The 22650-nt window shown below is 66.3% G+C and carries 18 protein-coding genes and 1 riboswitch; of the genes, 12 read left to right on the top strand and 6 right to left on the bottom strand.

Annotated features, from left to right (window positions below):
• Position 1: 1 nt before the first annotated feature.
• The 3 genes from RN629_RS11680 to RN629_RS11690 all read right to left on the bottom strand — a co-directional run bounded on the left by RN629_RS11680 (position 2) and on the right by RN629_RS11690 (position 5254).
• On the bottom strand, positions 2-2539 hold the full coding sequence (locus tag RN629_RS11680) for a TonB-dependent receptor (protein ID WP_407035370.1): 2538 nt from the start codon (positions 2537-2539) through the stop codon (positions 2-4).
• Positions 2540-2617: 78 nt separating this feature from the next.
• A complete protein-coding gene (locus tag RN629_RS11685; RefSeq protein WP_407035371.1) occupies positions 2618-3763 on the bottom strand; it encodes a TetR family transcriptional regulator in 1146 nt (381 codons plus the stop codon).
• An 87-nt stretch (positions 3764-3850) separates the two neighbouring features.
• Entirely contained in the window at positions 3851-5254 is a 1404-nt protein-coding gene (locus RN629_RS11690) for a short-chain fatty acyl-CoA regulator family protein (RefSeq protein WP_407035372.1), read from the bottom strand.
• Between the two features lie 94 nt (positions 5255-5348).
• On the opposite strand from RN629_RS11690, the gene RN629_RS11695 reads away from it, so the two are divergent.
• From RN629_RS11695 to prpB, 5 genes are read left to right on the top strand one after another with little or no spacing between them, the layout of a single operon-like run.
• Positions 5349-5681 (top strand): hypothetical protein, encoded by a 333-nt coding sequence (locus tag RN629_RS11695; RefSeq protein ID WP_407035373.1) that lies wholly within the window; start codon positions 5349-5351, stop codon positions 5679-5681.
• Positions 5678-8302, top strand: a complete 2625-nt coding sequence (gene acnD / locus RN629_RS11700) for a Fe/S-dependent 2-methylisocitrate dehydratase AcnD (protein WP_407035374.1) — start codon at positions 5678-5680, stop codon at positions 8300-8302. The genes RN629_RS11695 and acnD overlap by 4 nt, the downstream gene beginning before the upstream one ends.
• A complete protein-coding gene (gene prpF / locus RN629_RS11705) occupies positions 8299-9459 on the top strand; it encodes a 2-methylaconitate cis-trans isomerase PrpF (protein WP_407035375.1) in 1161 nt (386 codons plus the stop codon). Before acnD ends, prpF begins: the two co-directional genes overlap by 4 nt.
• A 14-nt stretch (positions 9460-9473) precedes the next feature.
• Complete coding sequence (prpC, locus tag RN629_RS11710) at positions 9474-10637, top strand: bifunctional 2-methylcitrate synthase/citrate synthase (protein ID WP_407035376.1); 1164 nt, start codon at positions 9474-9476, stop codon at positions 10635-10637.
• Positions 10638-10651: 14 nt separating this feature from the next.
• The gene (gene prpB, locus RN629_RS11715) at positions 10652-11572 is read left to right on the top strand and encodes a methylisocitrate lyase (RefSeq protein ID WP_407035377.1); all 921 of its coding nucleotides are present in this window, start codon (positions 10652-10654) and stop codon (positions 11570-11572) included.
• Positions 11573-11641: 69 nt separating this feature from the next.
• Here the strand turns inward: prpB and RN629_RS11720 are convergent, their stop codons facing one another.
• Positions 11642-12670 (bottom strand): methionine synthase, encoded by a 1029-nt coding sequence (locus RN629_RS11720; protein ID WP_407035378.1) that lies wholly within the window; start codon positions 12668-12670, stop codon positions 11642-11644.
• Positions 12671-12699: 29 nt separating this feature from the next.
• Positions 12700-13686: a DUF1852 domain-containing protein gene (locus RN629_RS11725; protein WP_407035379.1), complete on the bottom strand. Its 987-nt coding sequence runs from the start codon at positions 13684-13686 to the stop codon at positions 12700-12702.
• Between the two features lie 121 nt (positions 13687-13807).
• Positions 13808-14029: riboswitch (cobalamin riboswitch) on the bottom strand.
• A gap of 192 nt (positions 14030-14221) precedes the next feature.
• Here RN629_RS11725 and RN629_RS11730 point away from each other — a divergent pair.
• The 6 genes from RN629_RS11730 (at position 14222) to RN629_RS11755 (ending at position 21189) form a co-directional block, all read left to right on the top strand.
• A complete protein-coding gene (locus RN629_RS11730) occupies positions 14222-14779 on the top strand; it encodes an RNA polymerase sigma factor (RefSeq protein WP_407035380.1) in 558 nt (185 codons plus the stop codon).
• Complete coding sequence (locus RN629_RS11735) at positions 14776-15645, top strand: FecR family protein (protein ID WP_407035381.1); 870 nt, start codon at positions 14776-14778, stop codon at positions 15643-15645. Before RN629_RS11730 ends, RN629_RS11735 begins: the two co-directional genes overlap by 4 nt.
• 97 nt (positions 15646-15742) lie before the next feature.
• A complete protein-coding gene (locus RN629_RS11740; RefSeq protein ID WP_407035382.1) occupies positions 15743-18742 on the top strand; it encodes a TonB-dependent receptor in 3000 nt (999 codons plus the stop codon).
• Positions 18743-18876: 134 nt separating this feature from the next.
• The gene (locus tag RN629_RS11745; protein WP_407035383.1) at positions 18877-19722 is read left to right on the top strand and encodes an NPP1 family protein; all 846 of its coding nucleotides are present in this window, start codon (positions 18877-18879) and stop codon (positions 19720-19722) included.
• 163 nt (positions 19723-19885) lie between these two features.
• Positions 19886-20311, top strand: coding sequence for a hypothetical protein (locus RN629_RS11750; protein ID WP_407035384.1), 426 nt, complete (start codon positions 19886-19888; stop codon positions 20309-20311).
• Positions 20312-20451: 140 nt separating this feature from the next.
• Positions 20452-21189 carry an acid phosphatase gene (locus RN629_RS11755; RefSeq protein ID WP_407035385.1) on the top strand — a complete coding sequence of 246 codons (738 nt, stop codon included), beginning with the start codon at positions 20452-20454 and terminating at the stop codon, positions 21187-21189.
• Positions 21190-21369: 180 nt separating this feature from the next.
• On the opposite strand, the gene RN629_RS11760 is transcribed toward RN629_RS11755, so the two are convergent.
• A complete protein-coding gene (locus tag RN629_RS11760) occupies positions 21370-21891 on the bottom strand; it encodes a TetR/AcrR family transcriptional regulator (protein WP_407035386.1) in 522 nt (173 codons plus the stop codon).
• Between the two features lie 110 nt (positions 21892-22001).
• Here RN629_RS11760 and RN629_RS11765 point away from each other — a divergent pair, with 110 nt between their 5' ends.
• Positions 22002-22565 carry a hypothetical protein gene (locus RN629_RS11765; RefSeq protein ID WP_407035387.1) on the top strand — a complete coding sequence of 188 codons (564 nt, stop codon included), beginning with the start codon at positions 22002-22004 and terminating at the stop codon, positions 22563-22565.
• Positions 22566-22650 lie beyond the last annotated feature (85 nt).

Below are 22650 nucleotides of genomic sequence, written 5' to 3' on the forward strand. Positions count from 1 at the left end.
TTTACCAGCGCTTGGTGACGACGAGACGGACGTTGCGTCCGAACAGCGGCCGTCCATAGATCGCGCTCGGCGATCCCTGGCCCGCCAGCGTGTCGGTGCGGGTATTCCCCTCGGTCAGGCCATGCGCGTTGGTGATGTTGTCGCCGACGATCTGCGCCTCCCAGCCCGGCCGGGACATGGTGATCCCCGCCGCCAGCGTGTCATAGGCGGGCAACTGCGTCCGGTTGAACAGGTCGACATAGCGGCGGCCGACATAGTTCCAGCGCAGATAGGTCGCGATGGTCGTGTCCCCGCTGTGGAAGGTGAAGGTCGGGCGGATATTGCCGTAATTCTTCGGCTGGCGGATCAGCTGGTTGCCCTCGACCGCGGCCGCGCTGGCGCCCTTTTCGTTGAACAGATTGCCGATCGTCGGATCGCTGAAGGTAAAGGCGCTGGCCAGCTGGAACCACGGCGCCGGGCGCAGCGTCGCATCGATCTCCACACCCTTGGTTTTCGCGGTGCCGATGAAGGTCAGCGACTGGTCGGTGCGTCCCGTCTGCGGGTTATAGGCGACGAACGAGGCGTTGTACGGATCGAACTTGGTATAGAATCCGGTCAGGTAGAGCGACAGGATCGGATAGTCGATCTTGATCCCCGCCTCATACTGGTTGGCGCGGTTGATGACCGGCACCGCACCCGAATAGACGATGCCTTCGCCCGGCACCTGCGATTCCCGGCTGATGCGGCCGTAAAAACCGATCCGGTCGGTCAGGTCGAAATCGCCGCCCACGGTCCAGTTGGTGACCGAGATGTCGTAGGGATTATACTTCACCCCGCCGGTGAAATAGCGGGTCGCATCGTCGGCCAGCGTGGTGCTGTCGCCCAGGTCCTTCTGCCCCTGGAGCAGGCCATAGCCACGGAACGCGTATTTCTCGTGCCGGATGCCCGCATCGATGCGCAGCCGGTCGGTGACCTGCCAATTGTCGTTGCCGTAGAAGGCGTACATGTTGATGTCGGACTTGCCGCCAAGGACGGTGGTCGAATAGCGCAGCACCCCGTCCTTGGTCACCGACCCCAGGATGCGGCCATTGGCGTCATAGGCGAACAGGTCCAGCGTGCGCGGGCGCGAGGCGACCTCGAACAGATAATCCTGATAGCGCATGCGGAAATCGTCGCCATAATTGGCGCCATAGGCCCCGACGGTCAGCTGGTGGCGGCCGATGGGCGTCTCAAAGGCCTTGGTCAGCCGCAGATCGGCCTGGCCCGAGAAGAAGTCGGCCTCGATCGCGCGATACTGGCCGCCAATGACCAGGCCGGATGCCGCATAGGGATCATAGACCAGCGCGCCACCCGTGCCGCCGATCGCATAGCCCAGCCGCGCGACAGGGCCGAAGGCGGTGCCCGCGCGGGTCAGGTAGCTTGCCGCAAAACCATTGGCGTCCGATGGATTGGCGGTCGAGTAGAGCGCGTCGAAGCTCAGCTTGCCCTTGGTGAATCGCATCTTGAACGAGGGCTGCCAGCCGTCGAAATCGCCCTCATAGCTCATCCCGCCGCTGAACATCTGCGTGTGGCGGCCATTGCCCAGATCGCGTTGCTCGGTCGTCTGCGCGCCGCCCGGGACCGCATAGCGCATCGTCGCATTGCGCAGCACCGGCGTGTTCATCGTGCCGTTGAAATAGTCGATGAAGGGATTGAGCGAGACCGAGGGATCGCGCGGATCAGCGATCGGGACGGGCAGATAGAAGACATTATGGTCGTTCAGATACAGGCCCGACACGGTCAGCGTGCCGAAATCGGCCTCATGCCGCAGGTTGATGCGGAACTGTCCGCCGCGGTCGCTGGGGAACCCGTTGTCACGATAGCCCTGGTGGTGCCGCACGAAGCCGCCCATGGCATAGGTGGTGCGGCTGTCGATCGGCCCCGACATCATCGTGTCGAGCCGGAACAGGTCGGTATTGCCCGCCGTCACCTGCACCGCGCCGTGCGGCGTCTGCGTGCCGGTCACCGTGATCTGGTTGTAGATGGCCGAGGCGTTGGAGCCGAAGATCGGGGCCGGGCCGCCGCGCACGAACTCGACCGTCTTGGTCATCAGGTCGATGCGGTTGAGCACGTCGCCCTTGAAGAAGAAGCCGTCATTGTCGTGATAGATCGGCATCCCGTCCTGGTGAAAGGCCTGGAACCCGCCCTCGTTGGGAATGCCGCGCAGGCGATAGACATTCTGTACTTCGCCGCCGGTCGATTCGGACAGGACGCCGGGTACCTGGCTGAGCAGATCGGCGAAGCTGAGCGGGGCGAGCTGCCGGATCTCAGCGTTCGACAGCGAGGTGACGGCGTAGGAGACGTCGAACTTGCGCTGTGCGGTCGCGGTGCCGGTCACGACGATATCGGTCGCGGGCGGGGCCTGATCGTCGGGATCGGCGGCGGCCTTTTCGGCTCCCGCCCTGGGCGGCGTGGTCTGGGCCAGTGCGGTCCCGGTGATCGCGCTTGAGGCGAGCAGGGCGAAAAGGACAGAACGAATGTACGGTTTCTTGATGTCGGTCGACAGGATGGGTGTCGGCATGGTGAATCCCCCGGAGTACGTCCGGGCGCTCCTAGGAGAGATTCGTGACAATCAATGGTAAATCAGATGACAATGCCGTTACTTTTTGGCGATGGCCGTCCAGTAGGGCGCGAGCCATTCCTGCGGGCTGCACGGCGTGTTACCGGACGCTTGTACGGCCAGCATCTCGCCATGAAGCGCCATGATGAGCGCCTGGCCGGTCGCGGGGTCGAAGCCGTCGGCGCCGAGCTGCGCCTGAACATTCTCGGCGCGGCGGCGGCGCATGTCATGCGCGAACAGGCGAAAGGCGGGCTCGTGCCGGGCGGCGACGGCCAGGTCATGGGTCAGGCGGATCACCGCGCGGCCATGATCGTCGCGATTGGGGGCTTCCTGCGCGATGGCGTGCCACATGCGCAGGTACAGCGCGTCCACCCCCGCCTGGATCAGGTCGCGCCGCCCCGGGAAGTGATGCGCCACGCTGGAGGGTGGGGCAGCGGCGGCCTGCGCGACCCGGCGATGGGTGACCGCCGCAGTGCCTTCTTCCACGATGACCGAGGCGATGTGCGCGGCCAGTTCGGCGGCCCGCGTTCCGGTCTTGGGCGCGCGATGTGCGGCGACCGGCCGGGTGCCTTCCGCAATCGCCGCGACCACTGTGGCGAAGGCCGGGTCGACCGGTGCGCCGCAGGGGAAATCGCACGCCGCGCGCCGCAGCGTGATGTCGCGCAGGATCGGATAATGCGGATCATCCTCCAGCAGCAGCGCGAAGGGCCGCTCGTCGCGTAGATACGCCGCCATGGCGGTTCCATGGCGCTCGGCCTGGGGATGCCCCTCGAACAGCGCCTGCCACAGCCGACGTTCCTGTTCGATGATCGCGACCAGCCCGGCGGAGGGAATTCCGGTGCGGGCATCCTGCGCCAGAAAGGCGCTGGCCAGCAGCGCGGTGCGCCGCGCGACCGGCTCCGCATCGGTCAGCCAGCGCCGCGCGACCGAGGTGGCGACCGATGGAGCGAGCGGGATGAACGCGCGCAGATGGTCCAGGCAGCGCGCGACCAGGCCGGCATGATCGATGGCGGCGCGCGCGATCACCGCGTCGAGCAGATGGCGCCGCCCGCCCCAATGATGGTCGATCGCGCCCAGCGACACGTCCGCCCGCGCCGCGATGGCGCGCAGGCTGGCATGGTCGATGCCCTTTTCGAGGATCAGGGTGGCGGCACTGTCGAGAATGCGGTCGGGAATGGCGGGCATGATCCGGCCCTCTTTAGAGTTGGATCGGCGGACGTGGAAGCGGTCGCGGCGCCCCGGCCCAGCGCGTCGCCGCGCGCGGGCGGTCGGTCAGGCGACGGGATAGGGCACGGGCGCGGCGATATTCTCGTCCACGGCCAACCGCCTGCCTATTGGCGGGAAGGCCCGCTGCGGACAGGCGGGACGTTCGCACACCTTGCACCCGGCCCCGATCGGCGTCGCAAAGCTCGGATCGGCGAGGTCGAGGCCGCGCGAATAGACGAGGTGGCCGGCATGGCGCAGGTCGCAGCCGAGCCCGATCGCGAACAGCTTTTCGGGCTCGCCAAACCCATCGGGGCCGCTCGTCACTGTTCTCGCGATCCACAGATAGCTGCGCCCGTCGGGCATCTGCGCGACCTGGCGCAACACGCGGCCGGGCTGGGCAAAGGCCTCATAGACGTTCCAGAGCGGACAGGTGCCGCCGACGCGCGAAAAGTGGAAATCGGTCGCCGACTGGCGCTTCGAGATATTGCCGGCCCGATCGACGCGGACGAAGAAGAAGGGCACGCCGCGCGCGCCGGTCCGCTGGAGCGTCGACAGGCGGTGGCATACGGTTTCGAACCCGACCCCGAAGCGTCGGCCCAGGCGTTCGATGTCATAACGCTCGGCCTGGGCGGCGGCGAGAAACGCGGCATAGGGCAGGACCAGCGCGCCCGCGAAGTAATTGGCGAGCCCGATGCGGCCAAGGCGTCGCGCCTCCGCGTCGACAAGGATCGCATTGTCGACCAGGCGGTCGAGCGCGTCGTCCAGTTCGAGGAAGGCGAGTTGCGTCGCCATCTGGAAGACCCGCTGGCCGGGTGTGAGCGATGACGACAGGGTAAGCGCCCGTGCGGCGGGATCGAAGCGGCGGGGCGCGATTGCGACATCCGTCAGCACCGTGATCCCGTGCCGCTGCTTCAGCCATGTAATCAGGCCGTCATGGATCGTCCGCGGGGTCAGCCGGGCGTCGCGGTACAGCCGTTCCGCTGCGTCATCCAGCACGTCGACATGGTTCTGGCGCGCATAGAAGAAATCCCGGACCTGCTCGAAGGGCTGCCTCGCCCGATCGCTGACGCTCCATTCCTCGCCCAGTTCGGCGGCCATCGCATCGCCGCGCTCCAGGGCCTCCCGGTATCGGCGGTGCAGCGCCACCAGCGTGCGCCCGACCGCCGGCATGTTCGCCGCCAGTTCGCGCAGTTCGGCGAGCGACACGCTTTCCTCGACATCGGCGATCGCGTCGCGAATATCGGTCATGAGGCGCGCCTCCTCGTCGTCCGAGAAGACCTGCACATCGACCCCGAACGCGGCATTGAGCTTCAGCAGGATCGGGACGGTCAGCGGGCGCTGATTCTGTTCGAGCTGGTTCAGGTAGCTGGGCGAGATCTGGAGCGCCTGGGCCAGTTCCACCTGCTTCAGCCTGCGCTCCTCGCGCAACCGCCGCAGCCGGACCCCCATGAATGTCTTGCGCGCCACCATATCTTCGCAACCTTCGCAAATTTGCAGCTCTATCTTCGCATCACTTTGCTCTTTCAGCCCTGTGAAAGCGCCCGTGTTTGCGGATTATGCGAATATGCTTGCCACCACTCAACTGCAAGGTGCCGACCTGCTCGACCGCGTCCTCGACGCCGCGACGGCGCGGGCGCGGGATGTGCTGGGCGCGCGCGTGGCGCTGCATCGGTGCCAGGACGTCGAGCTTCGGGCCGAGCTGGATGCGATCGTCTTCCGGGCTTCGTGCGTCAGCCGGACCGATGAAGGCACCGTCATCGCGGTCTTCGCCACCGGGCGCGACCGGGCGGGGCACGACTGCATGGTGGCCGCGGGGCGCTTCACCTTCGCGACCTTTCCTCGCCCGAGCGCCTCGATCGCTGCGCGGCTCACCCAATGGACTCCGGGAATCCAATGAACGATGCTTACCGAACCCCGCTGAACGGGACGGCGCTCAGCTATTTCGACGCGCGCGCCGCGATCGAGGCCATTCGGCCCGGTGCCTATGACACGCTTCCCTATGTCGCGCGCGTGCTGGCCGAGCAGCTGGTCCGTCGGTGCGATGCCGACCGGTTGACCGATGCCCTGATCCAGATCGCCGATCGCCGTCGCGATCTCGACTTTCCATGGTATCCGGCGCGGGTCGTCTGCCACGACATTCTTGGCCAGACCGCATTGGTCGATCTGGCGGGCCTGCGGGATGCGATCGCCGATCAGGGCGGCGATCCCGCGAAGGTCAATCCCGTCGTGCCGACCCAGCTGATCGTCGACCATAGCCTGGCGGTCGAGCATGGCGGCTTCGAGCCCGATGCCTTTGCCCGGAATCGCGCGATCGAGGATCGGCGCAACGAGGATCGCTTCGACTTCATCGAATGGAGCAAGCGCGCGTTCGACAATGTCGACGTGGTCCCAGCCGGCAACGGCATCATGCACCAGATCAACCTGGAGAAGATGTCGCCGGTGATCCAGGTGCAGGACGGGGTCGCCTATCCCGACACCTGCGTCGGCACCGACAGCCATACGCCGCATATCGACGCGCTGGGCGTGATCGCGGTGGGGGTCGGCGGCCTCGAGGCGGAGACGGTGATGCTCGGCCGCCCGTCGATGATGCGGCTGCCCGATATCGTCGGCGTGCGCCTGACCGGGCGTCGGCAGGAGGGGATCACCGCGACCGACATCGTCCTCGCCCTGACCGAGTTCCTGCGCAAGGAGCGTGTGGTCGGTGCGTGGCTGGAGTTTTTCGGCCCCGGCGCGGAGAGCCTGACGATCGGTGATCGGGCGACGATCTCCAACATGTGCCCCGAATATGGGGCGACCGCGGCGATGTTCTATATCGACCGGCAGACGATCGACTATCTGTTGCTGACCAACCGGGCGCCCGAGCATGTCGCGCTGGTCGAGACCTATGCGAAGGCCACCGGGCTTTGGGCCGATGCGCTGGCGACCGCGCGATATGAGCGCGTGCTGGCATTCGACCTGAGCGGCGTCGAGCGCAATCTCGCCGGCCCGTCGAACCCGCACCGGCGGCTGCCCACCGCCGCGCTGCACACGCGTGGCATCGCGACCGGCCTCGACGGCGCGCTGGCCCAGGAGCGGGCGGGGCTGTTGCCCGATGGCGCGGTCATCATCGCGGCGATCACCAGTTGCACCAACACGTCGAACCCGCGCAACGTCGTCGCCGCCGGGCTGGTGGCGCGGCGGGCCAATGCGTTCGGCCTGACGCGCAAGCCCTGGGTCAAGACGAGCTTCGCCCCCGGATCGCGGGTGCCGCGCCTGTATCTGGAGGAAGCGGGGCTGCTGGGCGAGCTGGAGCGGCTCGGCTTCGGCATTGTCGGCTTTGCCTGCACCACCTGCAACGGCATGTCGGGCGCGCTCGATCCCGCCATCCAGCGCGAGATCGTCGCGCGCGACCTCTACACCACGGCGGTGCTGTCGGGGAATCGCAACTTCGACGGGCGTATCCACCCCTATGCCAGGCAGGCGTTCCTCGCCTCGCCGCCGCTGGTCGTCGCTTATGCCATTGCGGGCACGATCCGCCTCGACATCGAGAAGGACGTGCTGGGCGTGACGCCCGAGGGTCGCGAGATAAAGCTGGCGGATCTGTGGCCGAGCGACGCGGAGATCGACGCGATCGTCGGCGCGCATGTGAAGGCCGACCAGTTTCGCGACGTCTATGAACCGATGTTCGCGCGCGTGCCTGACGGCAATGCGCCGGTTCGTCCGCTCTACGACTGGCGTCCGCGTTCGACCTATATCCGCAGGCCGCCTTATTGGGACACCAAGGGGCTGGGCGCGCTTGCCGCCAGCCCGCGAACGCTGCGGGGCATGCGGCCGCTCGCGATCCTGCCGGACAACATCACCACCGACCACCTGTCGCCGTCCAACGCGATCCTGCCGACCAGCGCGGCGGGCGAGTATCTGACCGCGATGGGGGTGCCGGAGGAGGATTATAACTCCTACGCCACGCATCGCGGCGATCATCTGACCGCGATGCGCGCGACCTTCGCCAACCCGCAACTCGTCAACGAAATGGCGGTGGTGGACGGCGCGGTGCAGAGGGGCAGCCTCGCACGACTCGAGCCGGACGGGACCGTCATTCGCATGTGGGAGGCGATCGAGACCTATCTGGGTCGCGGGCAGCCGCTCATCATCGTTGCCGGCGCCGATTACGGGCAGGGCTCGTCACGGGACTGGGCGGCCAAGGGCGTCCGGCTCGCGGGGGTCGAGGCGATCGTCGCCGAGGGCTTCGAGCGCATCCACCGCACCAACCTTATCGGCATGGGCGTGCTGCCGCTGGAGTTCCTGCCCGGCACCACCCGCCTCACCCTGGGGCTGGACGGCACCGAGATCTTTGATGTCGTGGGTGTGCCCGGCGCCCGCGCCGAACTGCACCTGGTCGTCCACCGGGCGGACGGGACGACGGCCGAAATCCCGGTCCTGTGCCGGCTGGACACCGCCGAGGAGGTGTCGATCTACGACGCTGGCGGTGTCCTGCAACGCTTCGCGCAGGACTTTCTCGCATCGCGTGCGGCGGCATGACGTCGCAGCTTCGCATCCCCGCCACCTATATGCGCGGCGGTACGAGCAAGGGCGTGTTCTTCCGGCTGGAAGACCTTCCCGAACCGGCACGGGAACCGGGCGATGCCCGCGACCGGCTGTTCCGGCGCGTCATCGGCAGTCCCGACCCCTATGGCGCGCAGATCGACGGGATGGGCGGCGCGACGTCGAGCACCAGCAAGTGCGTGATCGTCTCGCCCGCGACACGTGTCGGCCATGATGTCGATTATCTCTACGGACAGGTCGCGATCGACAGCGGTGCGGTCGACTGGTCGAGCAATTGCGGGAACCTGTCGGCGGCGGTCGGCGGCTTCGCCATCCAGGCGGGCTATGTCGATGCGGCGCGCGCCATCGACGGGCTCTGCACCGTGCGCATCTGGCAGGCCAATATCGGCAAGACGATCGTCGCCCATGTGCCCGTCGCCGACGGCAAGCTGGTCGAGACCGGCGATTTCGAACTGGATGGCGTCGCCTTTCCGGCGGCGGAGATCGTGCTGGAGTTCATCGATCCCGCCGATGGTTCGGATGCGCTGTTCCCCACCGGCCATCCCGTCGACATGCTGACGGTCGCGGAGGATGTGGTCGCGGGCGGCACGATCCGCGCGACGCTCATCAATGCCGGGGTTCCGACCGTCTTCGTCGATGCGGAGGATCTGGGCTATACCGGCGCCGAGCTTCGCGACGCGATCAACGGCGATGCGCCCGCGCTCGCCCGTTTCGAGGCGCTGCGCGCCGCGGGCGCCGATGCGATGGGCATCGCCCGGACGGCGCGCGCCCCCGCGATCGCGTTCGTCGCGCCGCCGATCGATCACCGCACGGCGAGCGGCCGGGAAGTGCTGGCGAGCGAGATCGACCTGCTGGTCCGCGCGCTGTCGATGGGCAAGCTGCACCACGCGATGATGGGCACGGCGTCGGTCGCGATCGCCGCCGCCGCTGTGGTCCCCGGCACCCTGGTCAACAGGGCGGCGGGCGGTGGCGAGCGCGCCACCATCCGCTTCGGCCACCCCTCCGGCACCTTGCGGGTGGGGGCCGAAGCCCGGCGAACCGACGGTCGATGGACCATCGCCAGCGCGATCATGAGCCGAAGCGCGCGGGTGTTGATGGACGGTCATGTCCACGTGCCGCGTGACAATTGCTGAGAGGATAAGAGCCGATGAACGACGTCCCAACCTTCAAGCCCAAGAAATCCGTGGCGCTGTCCGGCGTGACCGCCGGGACCACGGCACTCTGCACCGTCGGCCGGACGGGCAATGACCTTCATTATCGCGGCTATGACATTCTCGATTTCGCCGAGACGAGCGAGTTCGAGGAAATCGCCCATCTGCTGGTCCACGGCACGCTGCCGACCGCGGCGCAACTCGCGGCGTATAAGAAGAAGCTGCGCGGGCTGCGCGGGCTGCCGCGTTCGGTGAAGGGCGCGCTGGAAGCGATCCCCGCCGCCGCGCACCCGATGGATGTGATGCGCTCGGGCGTGTCGGCGCTTGGCTGCGTGCTGCCCGAAGCGCGCGATCACAATGTCGCCGACGCGCGCGACATCGCCGACCGGCTGATGGCCTCGCTCGGCTCGATCCTGCTCTACTGGTATCACTTCGCGCATCATGGCCGCCGGATCGAGGTGGAGACCGACGATGACAGCATCGGTGGCCATTTCCTCCATCTGCTGCATGGCGAAGCGCCATCGGCCAGCTTCGCGCGCGCCATGCACACCTCGCTCATCCTGTATGCCGAGCATGAATTCAACGCCTCGACATTCACCGCGCGGGTGATCGCGGGCACCGGGTCGGACATGTATTCGGCGGTCGCCGGTGCGATCGGCGCGTTGCGCGGGCCCAAGCATGGCGGCGCGAACGAGGTCGCCTATGAGATCCAGAAACGCTACGCCACCCCCGACGAGGCGGAGGCGGACATCCGCCGGCGGGTCGCGGCGAAGGAGGTCGTGATCGGCTTCGGCCACCCGGTCTATACCGTGGCGGACCCGCGCAACATCGTCATCAAGCGGGTGGCCAAGACCCTGGCCGACGAGGCGGGAGCCCAGCGCCAGTTCGCCGTCGCCGCGCGGATCGAGGAGGTGATGTGGGACGCCAAGGCGATGTTCCCCAATCTCGATTGGTTCTCGGCCGTGTCCTATAATCTGATGGGCGTGCCGACCGCGATGTTCACGCCACTGTTCGTCATCGCGCGCACCAGCGGATGGGCCGCGCACGTCATCGAACAGCGGCAGGACAACAAGATCATCCGTCCGTCGGCCCATTATACCGGGCCCGAAGACCTCGCCTGGGTGCCGCTCGCCGCGCGCGGCGACCATCTCGCAGCCTGAAGGAGTATCCTGCCGTGCCGTATCTCGTTGCCGCCGGGCATCCGACCGAATCCGCCGGCAAGCGGTTCCGCGCCGCTTTGTCGCGACCGGGCATCTATCGCCTGCCCGGCGCTCATAATGGCCAGTCCGCCATCCAGGCCCGCAATGCCGGGTTTGACGGGCTGTACCTGTCGGGCGCGGCGATGACCGCCTCGATGGGGTTGCCCGATCTGGGCATCATCACCGTCGACGAAGTGGCCTTTTTCATTCGCCAGATCGCGAGGTCGGCCGCGCTGCCGCTGCTGGTCGATGGCGATACGGGCTATGGCGAGGCGCTCAACGTGATGCACATGGTGCGGACCTTCGAGGAGGCGGGCGCGGGCGCGGTTCATCTCGAAGACCAGGTCCTGCCCAAGAAATGCGGCCATCTGAACGGCAAGAGCCTGGTCCCGACCGCCGATATGGCGGCCAAGGTGGCAGCGGCCCGAAAGGCGGCGCGCGACCTGGTGATCGTCGCGCGCACCGATGCGGTCGGGGTCGACGGCTTCGATGCCGCGGTCCAGCGCGCCCGCGCCTATGTCGACGCGGGTGCGGATGCCATCTTCCCGGAAGGACTGACCAGCCGCGAGATGTTCGAGGCGTTCGCCGCCGCGATGCCCGGCGTGCCGCTGCTGGCGAACATGACCGAGTTCGGCAAGACCCCGTTCTTCACCGCCGATGCGTTCGAGGCGATGGGCTACAAGATGGTGATCTGGCCGGTATCCTCGCTACGCGTGGCGAACAAGGCGCAGGCCGAACTGTACGCGGCGATCCGACGCGACGGCGGTACGCACAACATGGTCGAGCGGATGCAGACGCGGGCCGAACTATACGACGTGATCGGGCTGCACGATTATGAGGCGCTGGATGCCTCGATCGTCCGGACGATCGTTCCCGACGCGTTGCCAAGGCCCTGATGGAACGGGGGAGTGCGGGTGCCGTGACGGACATTCGCACTCCCCGATCGCGCGGTTCTGCCCGGTGGGTCAGGCCGCCAGTTCGCCGCGGACGATCGCTGCCCCGGCGGCCAGGGCCTCCAGCTTGCCGCGCGCGACGGCGCGGGGGAGGGGGGCCATGCCGCAGTTGGTGGCGGGATAGAGCTTGTCGGCATCGACGTACCGCAGCGCCTGGCGCAGCGTGTCGGCGACCTGCTCCGGCGTCTCGACGATGCTGGTGGCCACGTCGATCGCGCCGACCATCACCTTCTTGCCGCGAATGAGTTCGATCAGATCCATCGGAACGCGGGAATTCTGGCATTCGAGCGAGATGATATCGATGCTGGACTTTCGCAGCCTGGGGAAGGTCTGCTCATAGTGCCGCCATTCGGCGCCGAGCGTCTTCTTCCAGTCGGTGTTGGCCTTGATGCCATAGCCATAGCAGATGTGCACGGCGGTTTCGGCCCGGAGCCCTTCGGCCGCTTTTTCCAGCGTCGCGATTCCCCAGTCGTTGGCCTCGTCGAAGAAGACGTTGAATGCGGGCTCGTCGAACTGGATGATGTCGACGCCGACGGCTTCCAATTCCCGGGCTTCCTCATTCAGGATCCTGGCGAATTCCCAGGCCAGCTTCTCGCGGCTCCGGTAATGGGCGTCGTAGAGCGTATCGATCATCGTCATCGGGCCGGGCAGGGTCCATTTGATCGGCTGATCGGTCTGCGCGCGCAGGAAGCGGGCATCCTCGACAAAGACCGGGCGCGGACGCGCGACGGCACCGACGACCGTCGGGACGCTGGCATCATAGCGGTTGCGGATGCGTACTGTCTCGCGCTTCGCGAAATCGACGCCGCTCAGATGCTCGATGAACGTGGTGACGAAATGCTGGCGTGTCTGTTCGCCGTCGCCGATGATCGTGATGCTGGCCTGCCGTTGATCGTCCACCGCCAGGCGCAGCGCGTCCTGCTTGCCCGCGACCAGTTCTTCGCCGTCCAGTTTCCAGGGCGACCAGAGCGTTTCGGGTTGGGCGAGCCAGGACGGCTTTGGCAGGCTGCCCGTGGTCGTCGTCGGCAACAATATCGTCATGATGCAATACCTTGTGTCGTTCGTGCAGATCAGAGGCCGCAGGTCGCGGACCAGCGTTCGAGCATCGCGCCATGCGGCCTGATGAAATGCGCCTCGGCAAATTTCCCCTGCGCGACGGCCAGCCTGCTGCGCTCCTCGCGATCATAGACGATGCGGGTCAGGGAATGGTCCTGATAGTTCAGGCTGGGCCGGTAATGCGCGCTGGCGACCGAATTGGCATTGTATATTTCGGGCCGGTAGATCTTCTGGAAGGTTTCCATCGTGCTGATCGTGCTGGCCAGCTCGATATTGCTATAGTCGTTGAGCAGGTCGCCGATATGGTAGAAGGCCAGGGGCGCAACGCTGTACGGCGGCATGAAATACCGCACCGTCATTCCCATCTTCTCGAAATACTGGTCGGTGCGCGAGAATCTGTCGTTCCTGTACTCGACGCCAAGAATGGGATGGATGTTCGCCGTCCGGTGATAGGTCTCTTTGCTCGATACGCTCAGGCAGATGACCGGGGGCTTTCTGAAATGATCCTGATAGGCGCTGGATTGCAGGAAATGCTTGAACAGATTGCCGTGCAGGTCGCCGAAGCGGTCCGGCGTCCCGCCATCGCCGCCCAGCGCGAGATGGTTCGGCAGCAGGATGCTGAAATCATAATCCCGGACATAGGATGAGAAGTTGTTGCCGACGATCCCGTCGATGCGTTCGCCGTTGCTCCGGTCGATGATGCCCGTGTGCAGGATTTCGATCAGCGGAAAGGATTCGCCCCGTTCGTCGGCGCCGACCCTGATCGCGGCGGAGATGATCCGGAGTTCGACCGTATAGCGATCCCCGGCGGGATTGTCCCAAGGGATCAGTGTGTTGAAGCGGTGGTCGATCATCGCCAACGTCGCCCGAAGATTGTCCTGGCGGCATTCTCCACGGGCCAGATTGGCGAAATTGGTCGTGATGCGCGTGCTGTCGGCGGGACGATAATCCTCGTCGAACGGGATGCTGTGTATCGTGAATGTGAACCCGCTATTCGTCATGACTCACCTGCTTTTGAGGGCAGGGGGCAAGGAAGAGCGCGCAAGGCGTGGACAGGCCCGGAGGGCGTTCGCCCCGGTCCTTGCGTCAAGCGCGATCCACCGGAGGAACCCCCGTCCGAGGAACGTTATGGCGTCGGAGGCAGGTCTCCTGGCTCACGGGTCAACGCGGTGGCTCCGGCCTTCCCGGGCCTCTTGCAAAGCCCCGTGACACGAAATGGAACCGCCGCTCGCCGCTTACAGTTGCGGGGGCAGCGCCGGATTCTGCCCCGAAGGACACCACCGGCTTCCCGTCTTAGCCCCATCGCCATGCCTGGGATGGGGAACCTCGACAAGGCTGGTTCAACACCATCCCGGCCTTGCTGTCAATAAGGATATAAAGATATCTTTATATCCTTATTTGTTGTGTGAGAGGCGCGGCCATCACCGTGCGTGCGTGGCGGTTCCGGCGGAGGATATGCGCCCGCAGCGATTGTCATCCGGCCTTCACGATGCGCCCGTAGAGCGGCCGCCGACACGACTGGTCGGGGAGGGGTAGGTGAGCAGCGCAAAATATCCCGGCTCCACCGCCCATTTCCCGGTGTCCGATCTGGCATCGTCGGTGGCCTGTCCCGATGCCGCGTTGATGCGTGCGCTGCGCAGCTTCATCCACGGACGGGTCGATCAGCACGCCGATGGCGAGGATATCGCGCAGGAAACGCTGCTGCGCCTGCTGGGCTATCCGGCGGCGCGGATCGACAATCTGAAGGCATTGTGTTTCGCGATCGCGCGCAATCTGCTGCTCGACCATCACCGCACCGCCAGCCGGAGGGCACCGGCGGAACTTAATGACGACATGGTCTGTCCGCAGCCGACGGCCGACCATGTCCTGGCATTTCGCCGGGCGGTGGCGATCCTGGCCCAGGCGCTGGACCGGATGCCGCCATTGCGGCGCGAGATCTTCCTGCGAAAGCGGGTCGACGGCGTCAGCACGGCCGATATCGCGCACAGTCTCGACATGAGCGTGGCGGCGGTCGAAAAGCATGTCGTCCGCGCGCTGAACGATCTGCGCACGGCCATGGCGAAGCGTGGCTTCACCATGGACGGTGGCGCATGACTCCCCGGAACGACGCGGCGGGGCGCGAGCCGATGCCGGTCGACGAGTCCGTTTTCTCCAACGCGCTGCATGAGGCGGCGGCGCGCTGCGTCCGCCTGTCCGACGAGCAGGTGCGCGCGCTGCGGCGGCGCCGACGCGGTGTCGCGGCGGGCGGCGGGACGATACTGGCCGTCGCCGCGCTGTTGCTTATGACCCGCGAAGGACCGTCGCCGACGCCCGTAGCGCCCGGGTCATGGGCGCGCACCCTGGCGACCCGCGCGGGCGAGAAAGCCGCGGTGACGCTGGCGGATGGCTCCTCGGTCAGGCTGGACGGGGCGACGCGGGTCCGCATCGTCTATTCCGCCGGCGGACGCAGCGCCCGGCTCCTCGCCGGCCAGGCTTTTTTCGACGTGCGGCACGATCCCTCCCGCCCGTTCGTCGTCCATGCGGGCGGGGCGGACGCGCGGGTGCTCGGTACCGCCTTCGACCTCGGCATGACCCGGCGGCAGGTTTCGCTGGCGGTCTATCGCGGCGCGGTGGGCTTCGACCCCGCCGGATCGCCGCGCGGCGTCGTGGTCCCGGCGGGGTATCGCAGCAATATGCGCAACGGTGTCCCGGAGCGGCCGGTGCGGTTCGATCCGTCGCTGCCCGACTGGCGGGAGGGATGGATCGATACCGCCGGGATGCGGCTCGACGATCTGGTCGAGGTGCTGCGCCGCGAGGGCGATACCCGCGTCGTCATGCCCGGCGAGCCGCTCGCGTCGATGCAGGTCTTCGGGCGCTTCCGTACCGATCGCCCCCAGCAACTGCTGCGCGCCATCGGCGCGGAACTCGGATTCAGGGTGGTCGAGGAGCCGGACGGGATAACGCTGAAGCCCATGCGCTGAACGGCGCTGGTCGCTAAAAAACATTGTCCGGATCGTGCCCGCTGATCCGTCTTCCGCTTGGTGGCGCGCCGATGCGCCGGATTGGGGGACGATCACGATGAAGCGGTTTGGTGGAGCATCTGTATACATCCTGGCGGCGGCGACCTGCGTCGCGCCGGCCGTGGCACAGGGGCAGCCCGCGGGCCCTGCGGCGGGCACTTTTGCTTTCGCGATACCGGCGGGTAGCCTCGCCTCGGCGCTGTCGACCTATTCGAACGTCACGGGCATCCAGGTCGTCGCCTCGCCCGCGCTGATCGGGCAGCGGCAGACACAGGGCGTGACCGGCCGGTATACGCCGCGCGCCGCGCTCGCCGTCCTGCTGCGCGGCACCCGCCTGCGGCCGGTCATGACCGATGGCGTTCTCATCCTGCGGGCCGATGGCGCGGGGCCGCGCCCGCCCGCCGCCCGTGTCGCCGCCGCACCCGTATTCGCGCTGGCCATCGGCGCGGGTGAGCGCGATCCGCTGGGCCATGACGGCGACATCGTCGTCACCGGCTATCGCAGCAGCCTGACGGCGGCACAGGATCTCAAGCGGCGCGCGGTCGGCGCGGAGGACGACATCCTCGCCTCCGACATCGCGGCCTTTCCCGACCTGAACCTCGCCGAATCGCTCCAGCGTGTCCCCGGCATCACGATCACGCGCGATTCGGGCGAGGGCCGCCAGATCGCGTTGCGCGGCCTGGGCGCGGATTTCACGCGGACCCAGCTCAACGGCATGGAGGTGCTGGGCAACACCGCCTCGGGCATGGACAATCGTGGCGGGGTCAGCCGGTCGCGTGCGTTCGACTATAGCCTGTTCGCATCCGAGTTGTTCAACCGCGTCGCCGTGCAGAAATCCTATGCCGCCGAACAGGATGAGGGCGGCATCGCGGGCACCGTCCAACTCACCACGGCCAAGCCGTTCGACTATCAGGGGCCGAAATTCGTCATCTCGGCCAAGGGGCAGACCAACGGCAATACCAACGGCGTCACGCCCCGCCTGGTCGGCCTGGCCTCGATGCGGCAGGGTGATTTCGGGGCGCTCATCTCGCTGGCGTACAGCCAGATTCACAACAATGAATATGGCTATCGCAACTGGGGCTGGGGGCTGACCAAATATGCGGCCGCCAATATCGGGCCCGATATCGACGATGCCACGCGCGGCAAGCTGCTGGCCGGGGTCTGGCAGCCTACCGCGCAATCGCCGTCGAGCTGGTACACCGACCGTCGGCGGCTCGGGGTTACCACCGCGCTGCAATATCATCCGGGCGAACGCTTCAAGCTCGACGTCGATCTGCTCTATGGCCGGCTCTGGGACCATCGCGACGATTACGCGATCGCCAGCGCGGGTGCCAATCCGCTGACCGGAACGACGATCAATGGCGGGCAGATCATCCAGAGCGCTGTCATCGATGGTACCAACACCCTGCGCGCGGCGAGCTACACCGGCATCGACGAGCGGTCCGAGCACCACATCGTCGAGAATCATGCCGACTTCTATCAGGCGGTGGCGAATGGCGAGTGGACGCCGTCCGACCGGCTGACGATCCATGCGCTGGGCGGGTATGAGGAATCGGACTTTGGCCAGCCGGTGTTCGACAAGGTCTTCCTGGAGGCCCGGAACATGGCCTTCAGCTATGACACGCGGCCGGCCGACCCGCGCAACACCTATGGCAAGGATCTGACCGATCCCGACAATTGGGCGCTCCAGCGTCTCGACGTGCAGGAGAACCGGATCGTCAGCCGCTATACCAACGGCAAGCTGGACGTCGCCTACGCCCTGGACAGCGCGCTGACGCTCAAGGTCGGCGGCGCCTACAAGCATTTCTCCAACAGCGGCTACACCTGGGCGAACAAGGTGTTCCACAACAAGCCGACGCTGACCGCGATTCCGAACGCCCTGAAACAGACGGTCGGGGTCGACACGCTGACCCAGTATATCGTCGGCGACGTCGACCGCACATATGCGTTGATCGGCGACACCCGTAACCTGACCGCCGCCAACCTGCAGGCGGGCAGCGATTACCGGGTCGATGAAAAGACCTGGGCGGGCTTTGCCCAGCTCGATCTCGACACGAATCTGGGCGACATGCGGCTGCGCGCCAATGCGGGCGTCCGCTATTATTCCACGGATCTGGTCTCGTCGGGTAATCTGGCAACCGCCTCGGGCTTTCAGCCGGTGTCGATCGGAACCAACAGCAAGGGCTGGCTGCCCGCCGTCAACGTCGCCCTGGACGTGACGAAAGAGGTGGTGCTGCGCGTCAGCGCCAGCCGCAACGTCAACCGTCCGGGGCTTGGCGACCTGGCGGCGGCGGGCTCGATCACGACGCGTCCGAACGGCGGGTCGCTGAGCCTGGGGAACCCGTTCCTGCGGCCCTATAAGGCGACGTCGATCGAAGGGTCCGCGGAATGGTATATGGACCGGCACGGCTTCGCCTCGATCGGTGTCTTCTACAAGAACATGGACAGCTTCATCACCTCATCGTCGAAGCAGATCCCTTATGGCGAAACCGGTCTGCCGCTGTCCTTGCTGGTTCAGGGACAGGACGCCAGCACGCCCTATGACGTGTCGCAGCCGATCAATGGCCCGGGCGCCAAGATCAAGGGGATCGAAGCCGCCATCCAGCATGACTTCACCTTCCTTCCCGGAACGCTGAAGAATCTGGGCTTCGTCGCCAACGGCACCTGGTTCGACGGGCACCGCACCGCCTTCTACACCACCGCCGGGGTCAAGAGTTCGCGCGTGCTGCCGCTCGACAACCTGTCGAAATGGGCGTTCAACGCGACTCTCTATTACGAGAATCCGGTGTGGGGCGTGCGCGTGTCGGACGCCTATCGCAGCCAGTATCTGACGGGTGCGGGCAATGCGCTCGCCAATTCGGGGGGCGGCATCCGGGCGACGAACAATGTCGATTTCCAGGCCCATATCAATATCCGGCCCGGCGTGCGGCTGATCGCCGAGGGCATCAACGTCACGAACGAGCCGATCCGCCAGTTCGCCAGCATCGATGCCTATCGGACCGAGGTCTACACGACCAGCGGCCGCATCTTCAGCCTGGGCATCACCGCCAGTTTCTGAACCGTCCAGTCCGGCCGGTCCGCGTGCGCGCCTGGGCGGGCGCGGACCAAGGCCCCGTAAGGCGTAGCGCGTAAAATTCCATCATGGGAGTTCCTATGCACATCATCGTTCCAGCGAACCAAAGAAGGTCAAAATTGCGTCGATGCGCCATTCTGCGCGCGTCGGGCGGCATGGTCGCCGCCCTGATGGCGGTGCAGCCGATGGCGATCGCGGCACAGGGATGGCCCGCGCCGGTGACGCCGCTGCGTGAAGCCGCGACCACGCTCGACAAGCGGTTCCAGCCCGCGCTCGATTTCGACACCGATGTCTGCTTCAACGTCTCCGCGGTGGATGCATCGGGCAATATCAGCGCGCGTGCCTCGACCTATGCGACCCGTCCGCCCGCCGCGTGCCGCAAAGCCGATTATCTCCGGCAGAGCAACGTCTATGCCCGCAGCCGCTGTAACAACGGCTATTGCGCGCGCGTTTACAGCTATTTCTGGCAGTCTGATTTCTCGCACGCCTACGACTGGGAGAGCATCATCGTCTGGACGACCGATGCGGGGACGTCGAGCCGGGTGGTCGGCGTGACGCGTGGCGATCATGGCAAATGGGATACCCGCGCCACCAGCGACGGCCAGCTCCGTTTCGTCAGCGATTCGACGGGCGAACATGTCAAGATCGTCTATCATTACGAGACCTGGGGTTTTTCGCACCTCCTGCGCTTCGCGAAGACGAATGGCGGCGACGAGCCGCCCGAAAACGGCACGGGCCAATGGGTGGTCCAGCCGCTGGTAAGCTGGAACGGCTATCCGTCGATCGCGATCCGGGACAAGGTGTCCAACTATGATTTCGACGGTACCAATTTCGACAATAAGGAGGCCCGGTTCGCGAGCGTCCTGACCGCCGCCAACAAGAGCGGCATCGCGCCGGGGTTCGACCCCAATGTCGATGCCGGCGCGAATTCGCCCGGCTGCCCGTCCGGCTCGACCATCTGCTGATCGTGCCGCCCCGTGCCGCCCCGTGCCGCATGTCGGCGGCACGGGGCGAACCACTGTCCGTCCGAATGATATCGCGGGAGGTTTCGTGAACCCTGGTCGATCTGCCTCACGGCTGCCCTGGCTATTGGTCTGTCTGACAGCAACGGCGCTGGTCGGATGGGCGGTGTCGAGGGTCGCCGATCGCGAGCGGGTGGGGGACGCCGCGCCGGCGGCGCGCGGGATCATGGTGGTGGAGGGGCGATCCGTTGAATCGCGTGTCCCGATCATCGCCCCGGAGGCGAGACCAACCGGAGTCCCCGAAAGCGCAGCGCCGCCGGTCCGCGAGGCGATCGCCCATGTGGCGCGCGTCTATCCGCTGCTGCGGGATGTGGCCATCGTGTGCGACGCTGACCGATGCACGCTGACCGGCCTGATCCTGCCGCCGACCGGCAAGGCGTATCTGGCACAACGGCAGGAGATGCTCGTGGGCGGCCTTGCCGCGCTCTTGTCGGAGGAGGGCTATGCCATGGCGGGGCCGCCCCAGCTCGACGAGATCGATGACAACACCTTCCGCCTCCATGCATCGTTGACGATGAAGCGCAACGGCTAGGCCATGTCGATCGCCCCGGCGGCGGCCATCCGCACAGAAGGATATTCGCGGATGTCTCGCCCCGGAATCCCGTGTCCTATACCCATCGCCAGTTCGTCCTTCGGCGATTCCGTCGGACGCCATGATCCGGAGATATGCTGATGCGCCATGCTTTCGTCGCGGCCTTGCTGTCGCTTGGCCTGATCGCCGCCGACCAGCCGCTTCCGTCCTATCTGAACGGGGCGTCTGTTCCCGACCTGATGCGGATCCTGCCGCCGCCGCCCGTGTCGGGTGATCCTCGCGCCATCGACGACCGCGCCACGTTCCGGGCCACCCGCAAATATGCCGGCACTCCGCGCTGGGCGCTGGCGACACGCGACGTGACCGACGATCGGTTCACCGTCTTCGCCTGCGCGATCGGCCGCCGGCTTGACGCGACGCGCGCGCCGGCGCTGGCGCGGATCTTCAGCCGCATGGGAGATGGCGGCATGGTCGGGCGGGCGAAGGACGGCTTTGCGATACGGCGTCCCTATCTCGATCAGCCGGGCGCGATCTGTGAACCGAAAACCGCGCATCTCGCCGGCAATGGTGACTATCCTTCGGGGCACACGAGCAATGGCTGGGCGACCGCGCTGATCCTCGCCGAACTGATCCCTGCGCGGGCCACCGAGATACTCGAGCGCGGCCGCCGCTATGGCGAGAGCCGCTATATTTGCGGGTCGCACAGCCGCAGCGCGGTGGAGGCTGGCTTCATGGCGGGCTCCGTTCTGGTCAGCCGGCTGCATGCCGAGGCCGGATTTCGCGACGATCTCGACGCGGCACGCCGGGAACTCGCCGCGCTGCTCGCGACCCCGCCTATCGCGCCGCAAGACGTCTGTGGCCAGGGTCTCGGCGCATGAAGCGGGGCGATGACCCGGTCCCCTCGATCGGCGGAGCCCCGGCGCTCGCGAAGCAGGCGAAGACCGGCGCGCACGAACACAGCGTGCTCCGGTGCAAATGCGGACCAGGGTGGGCCATCAGCGATATGGCACGCGCTCCTGGAGCATCGGACCGATAGCTGGAAACCGGGCCAGCGCATCTCAAGCGGTCATCGTCTCCAACAAGGTCCTGACGAGCTTATCGGCATATCGGTCATCGAGGGGCATGCCCAGGACCGAGCGCATGTAAAGCGGTGCGATCAGATGGTCGATGACACTGTCGGCCTCGGGTGCGGATTCGCCGCGCAGTCTGGCACGGCCAAGCATCGCGTCAAGCTGCTCCAGGCGAGGCGCGAGCACGTGATGGCGGGTTTCCGACGACATGGCAGTGGTGGCCAGCAGCACGTGGAAGAAGTTGACCTCGGTATCGGCGTTAAGTCCGGCGGCGATGCGCCGCGCCCAGAGGGTCAGGTCTGCCACGAGTGTTCCCTCGTCGGGAAGCGGAAACGTCTCGTTGAGCCGTTCCACGGCCATTTCCATCAGGAGCGAACCGACATCGCCCCACCGTCGATAAAGACTGGTCGGCGCGACGCCCGCGCGCTTCGCAATCTCCGGCATGGTGACGTTGTGGAGGCCCTGTTCCACGGCAAGCGCGCGTGCCGCCTCGAAGGCTTTTGCTTTCACGATGGCGGTTCGACCGCCGGGACGTCTGGTTGACATACCGACCTTAAAGTGAATATATTTGCTTTAACGCTGCATTCGGCGTTCTGTCCCTGTCACATTGAGGCACCACAATGTCAAAGCAAGAGATGCCCGCTGTCGGTGAAGACTATTCCACGCAACGGCTTAGCCAGCGCTATCGCTTTTCCGATCCGAATATGGACCTCTTCTTCCTCGGGGCGCTGGGCTGGGCGCCAGCGGGGGGCATTTCGGTCGGCGAAGCCTTTCAGCTTTCCACGATGATCAAGGATGGCGATGCCGATTCCTGGGCCAGTGCCTTCGAGGCCCAGGGTGAGACCCTTGTCGCGCAAGCCGACCACTGGGTCGCGCGCGGCGAGACCCGCGCCGCCGGCGAAACCCGTCTTCGTGCCTTCACATGCTTTCGCCTTGCCTGGCAGTTCGTCGCGCCGGGTGATCGGTTCCTGGCCTTGTTCCGCCGCAGCCAATATCTTTTCGATGTCGCAATGGAAGAGCTGGGGCTGCCGTCGGAGCGTTTTGCCGTTCCCTATGGCGGCGCTACCCTGCCGGGCCATTTCTTCCGCGCCAGCGATCCCTCGGCCCCCACGCTCCTGGTGATCGGCGGCGCGGACACCTGCCTGCACAGCGACATCGCAGTTGAAGGGTCAGCGACATCGTAGATGACGTGTGGGGGGAAGCGGAGGCCGGGCGTAGCCCGGACGTAGCTTCCCCCCACACGGGCGCGGGTTTCCCCGTGCCGTTGGC

Source organism: Facivitalis istanbulensis, from assembly GCF_040560405.1.
GTDB classification, from domain to species: Bacteria; Pseudomonadota; Alphaproteobacteria; order Sphingomonadales; family Sphingomonadaceae; genus Sphingomonas; species Sphingomonas istanbulensis.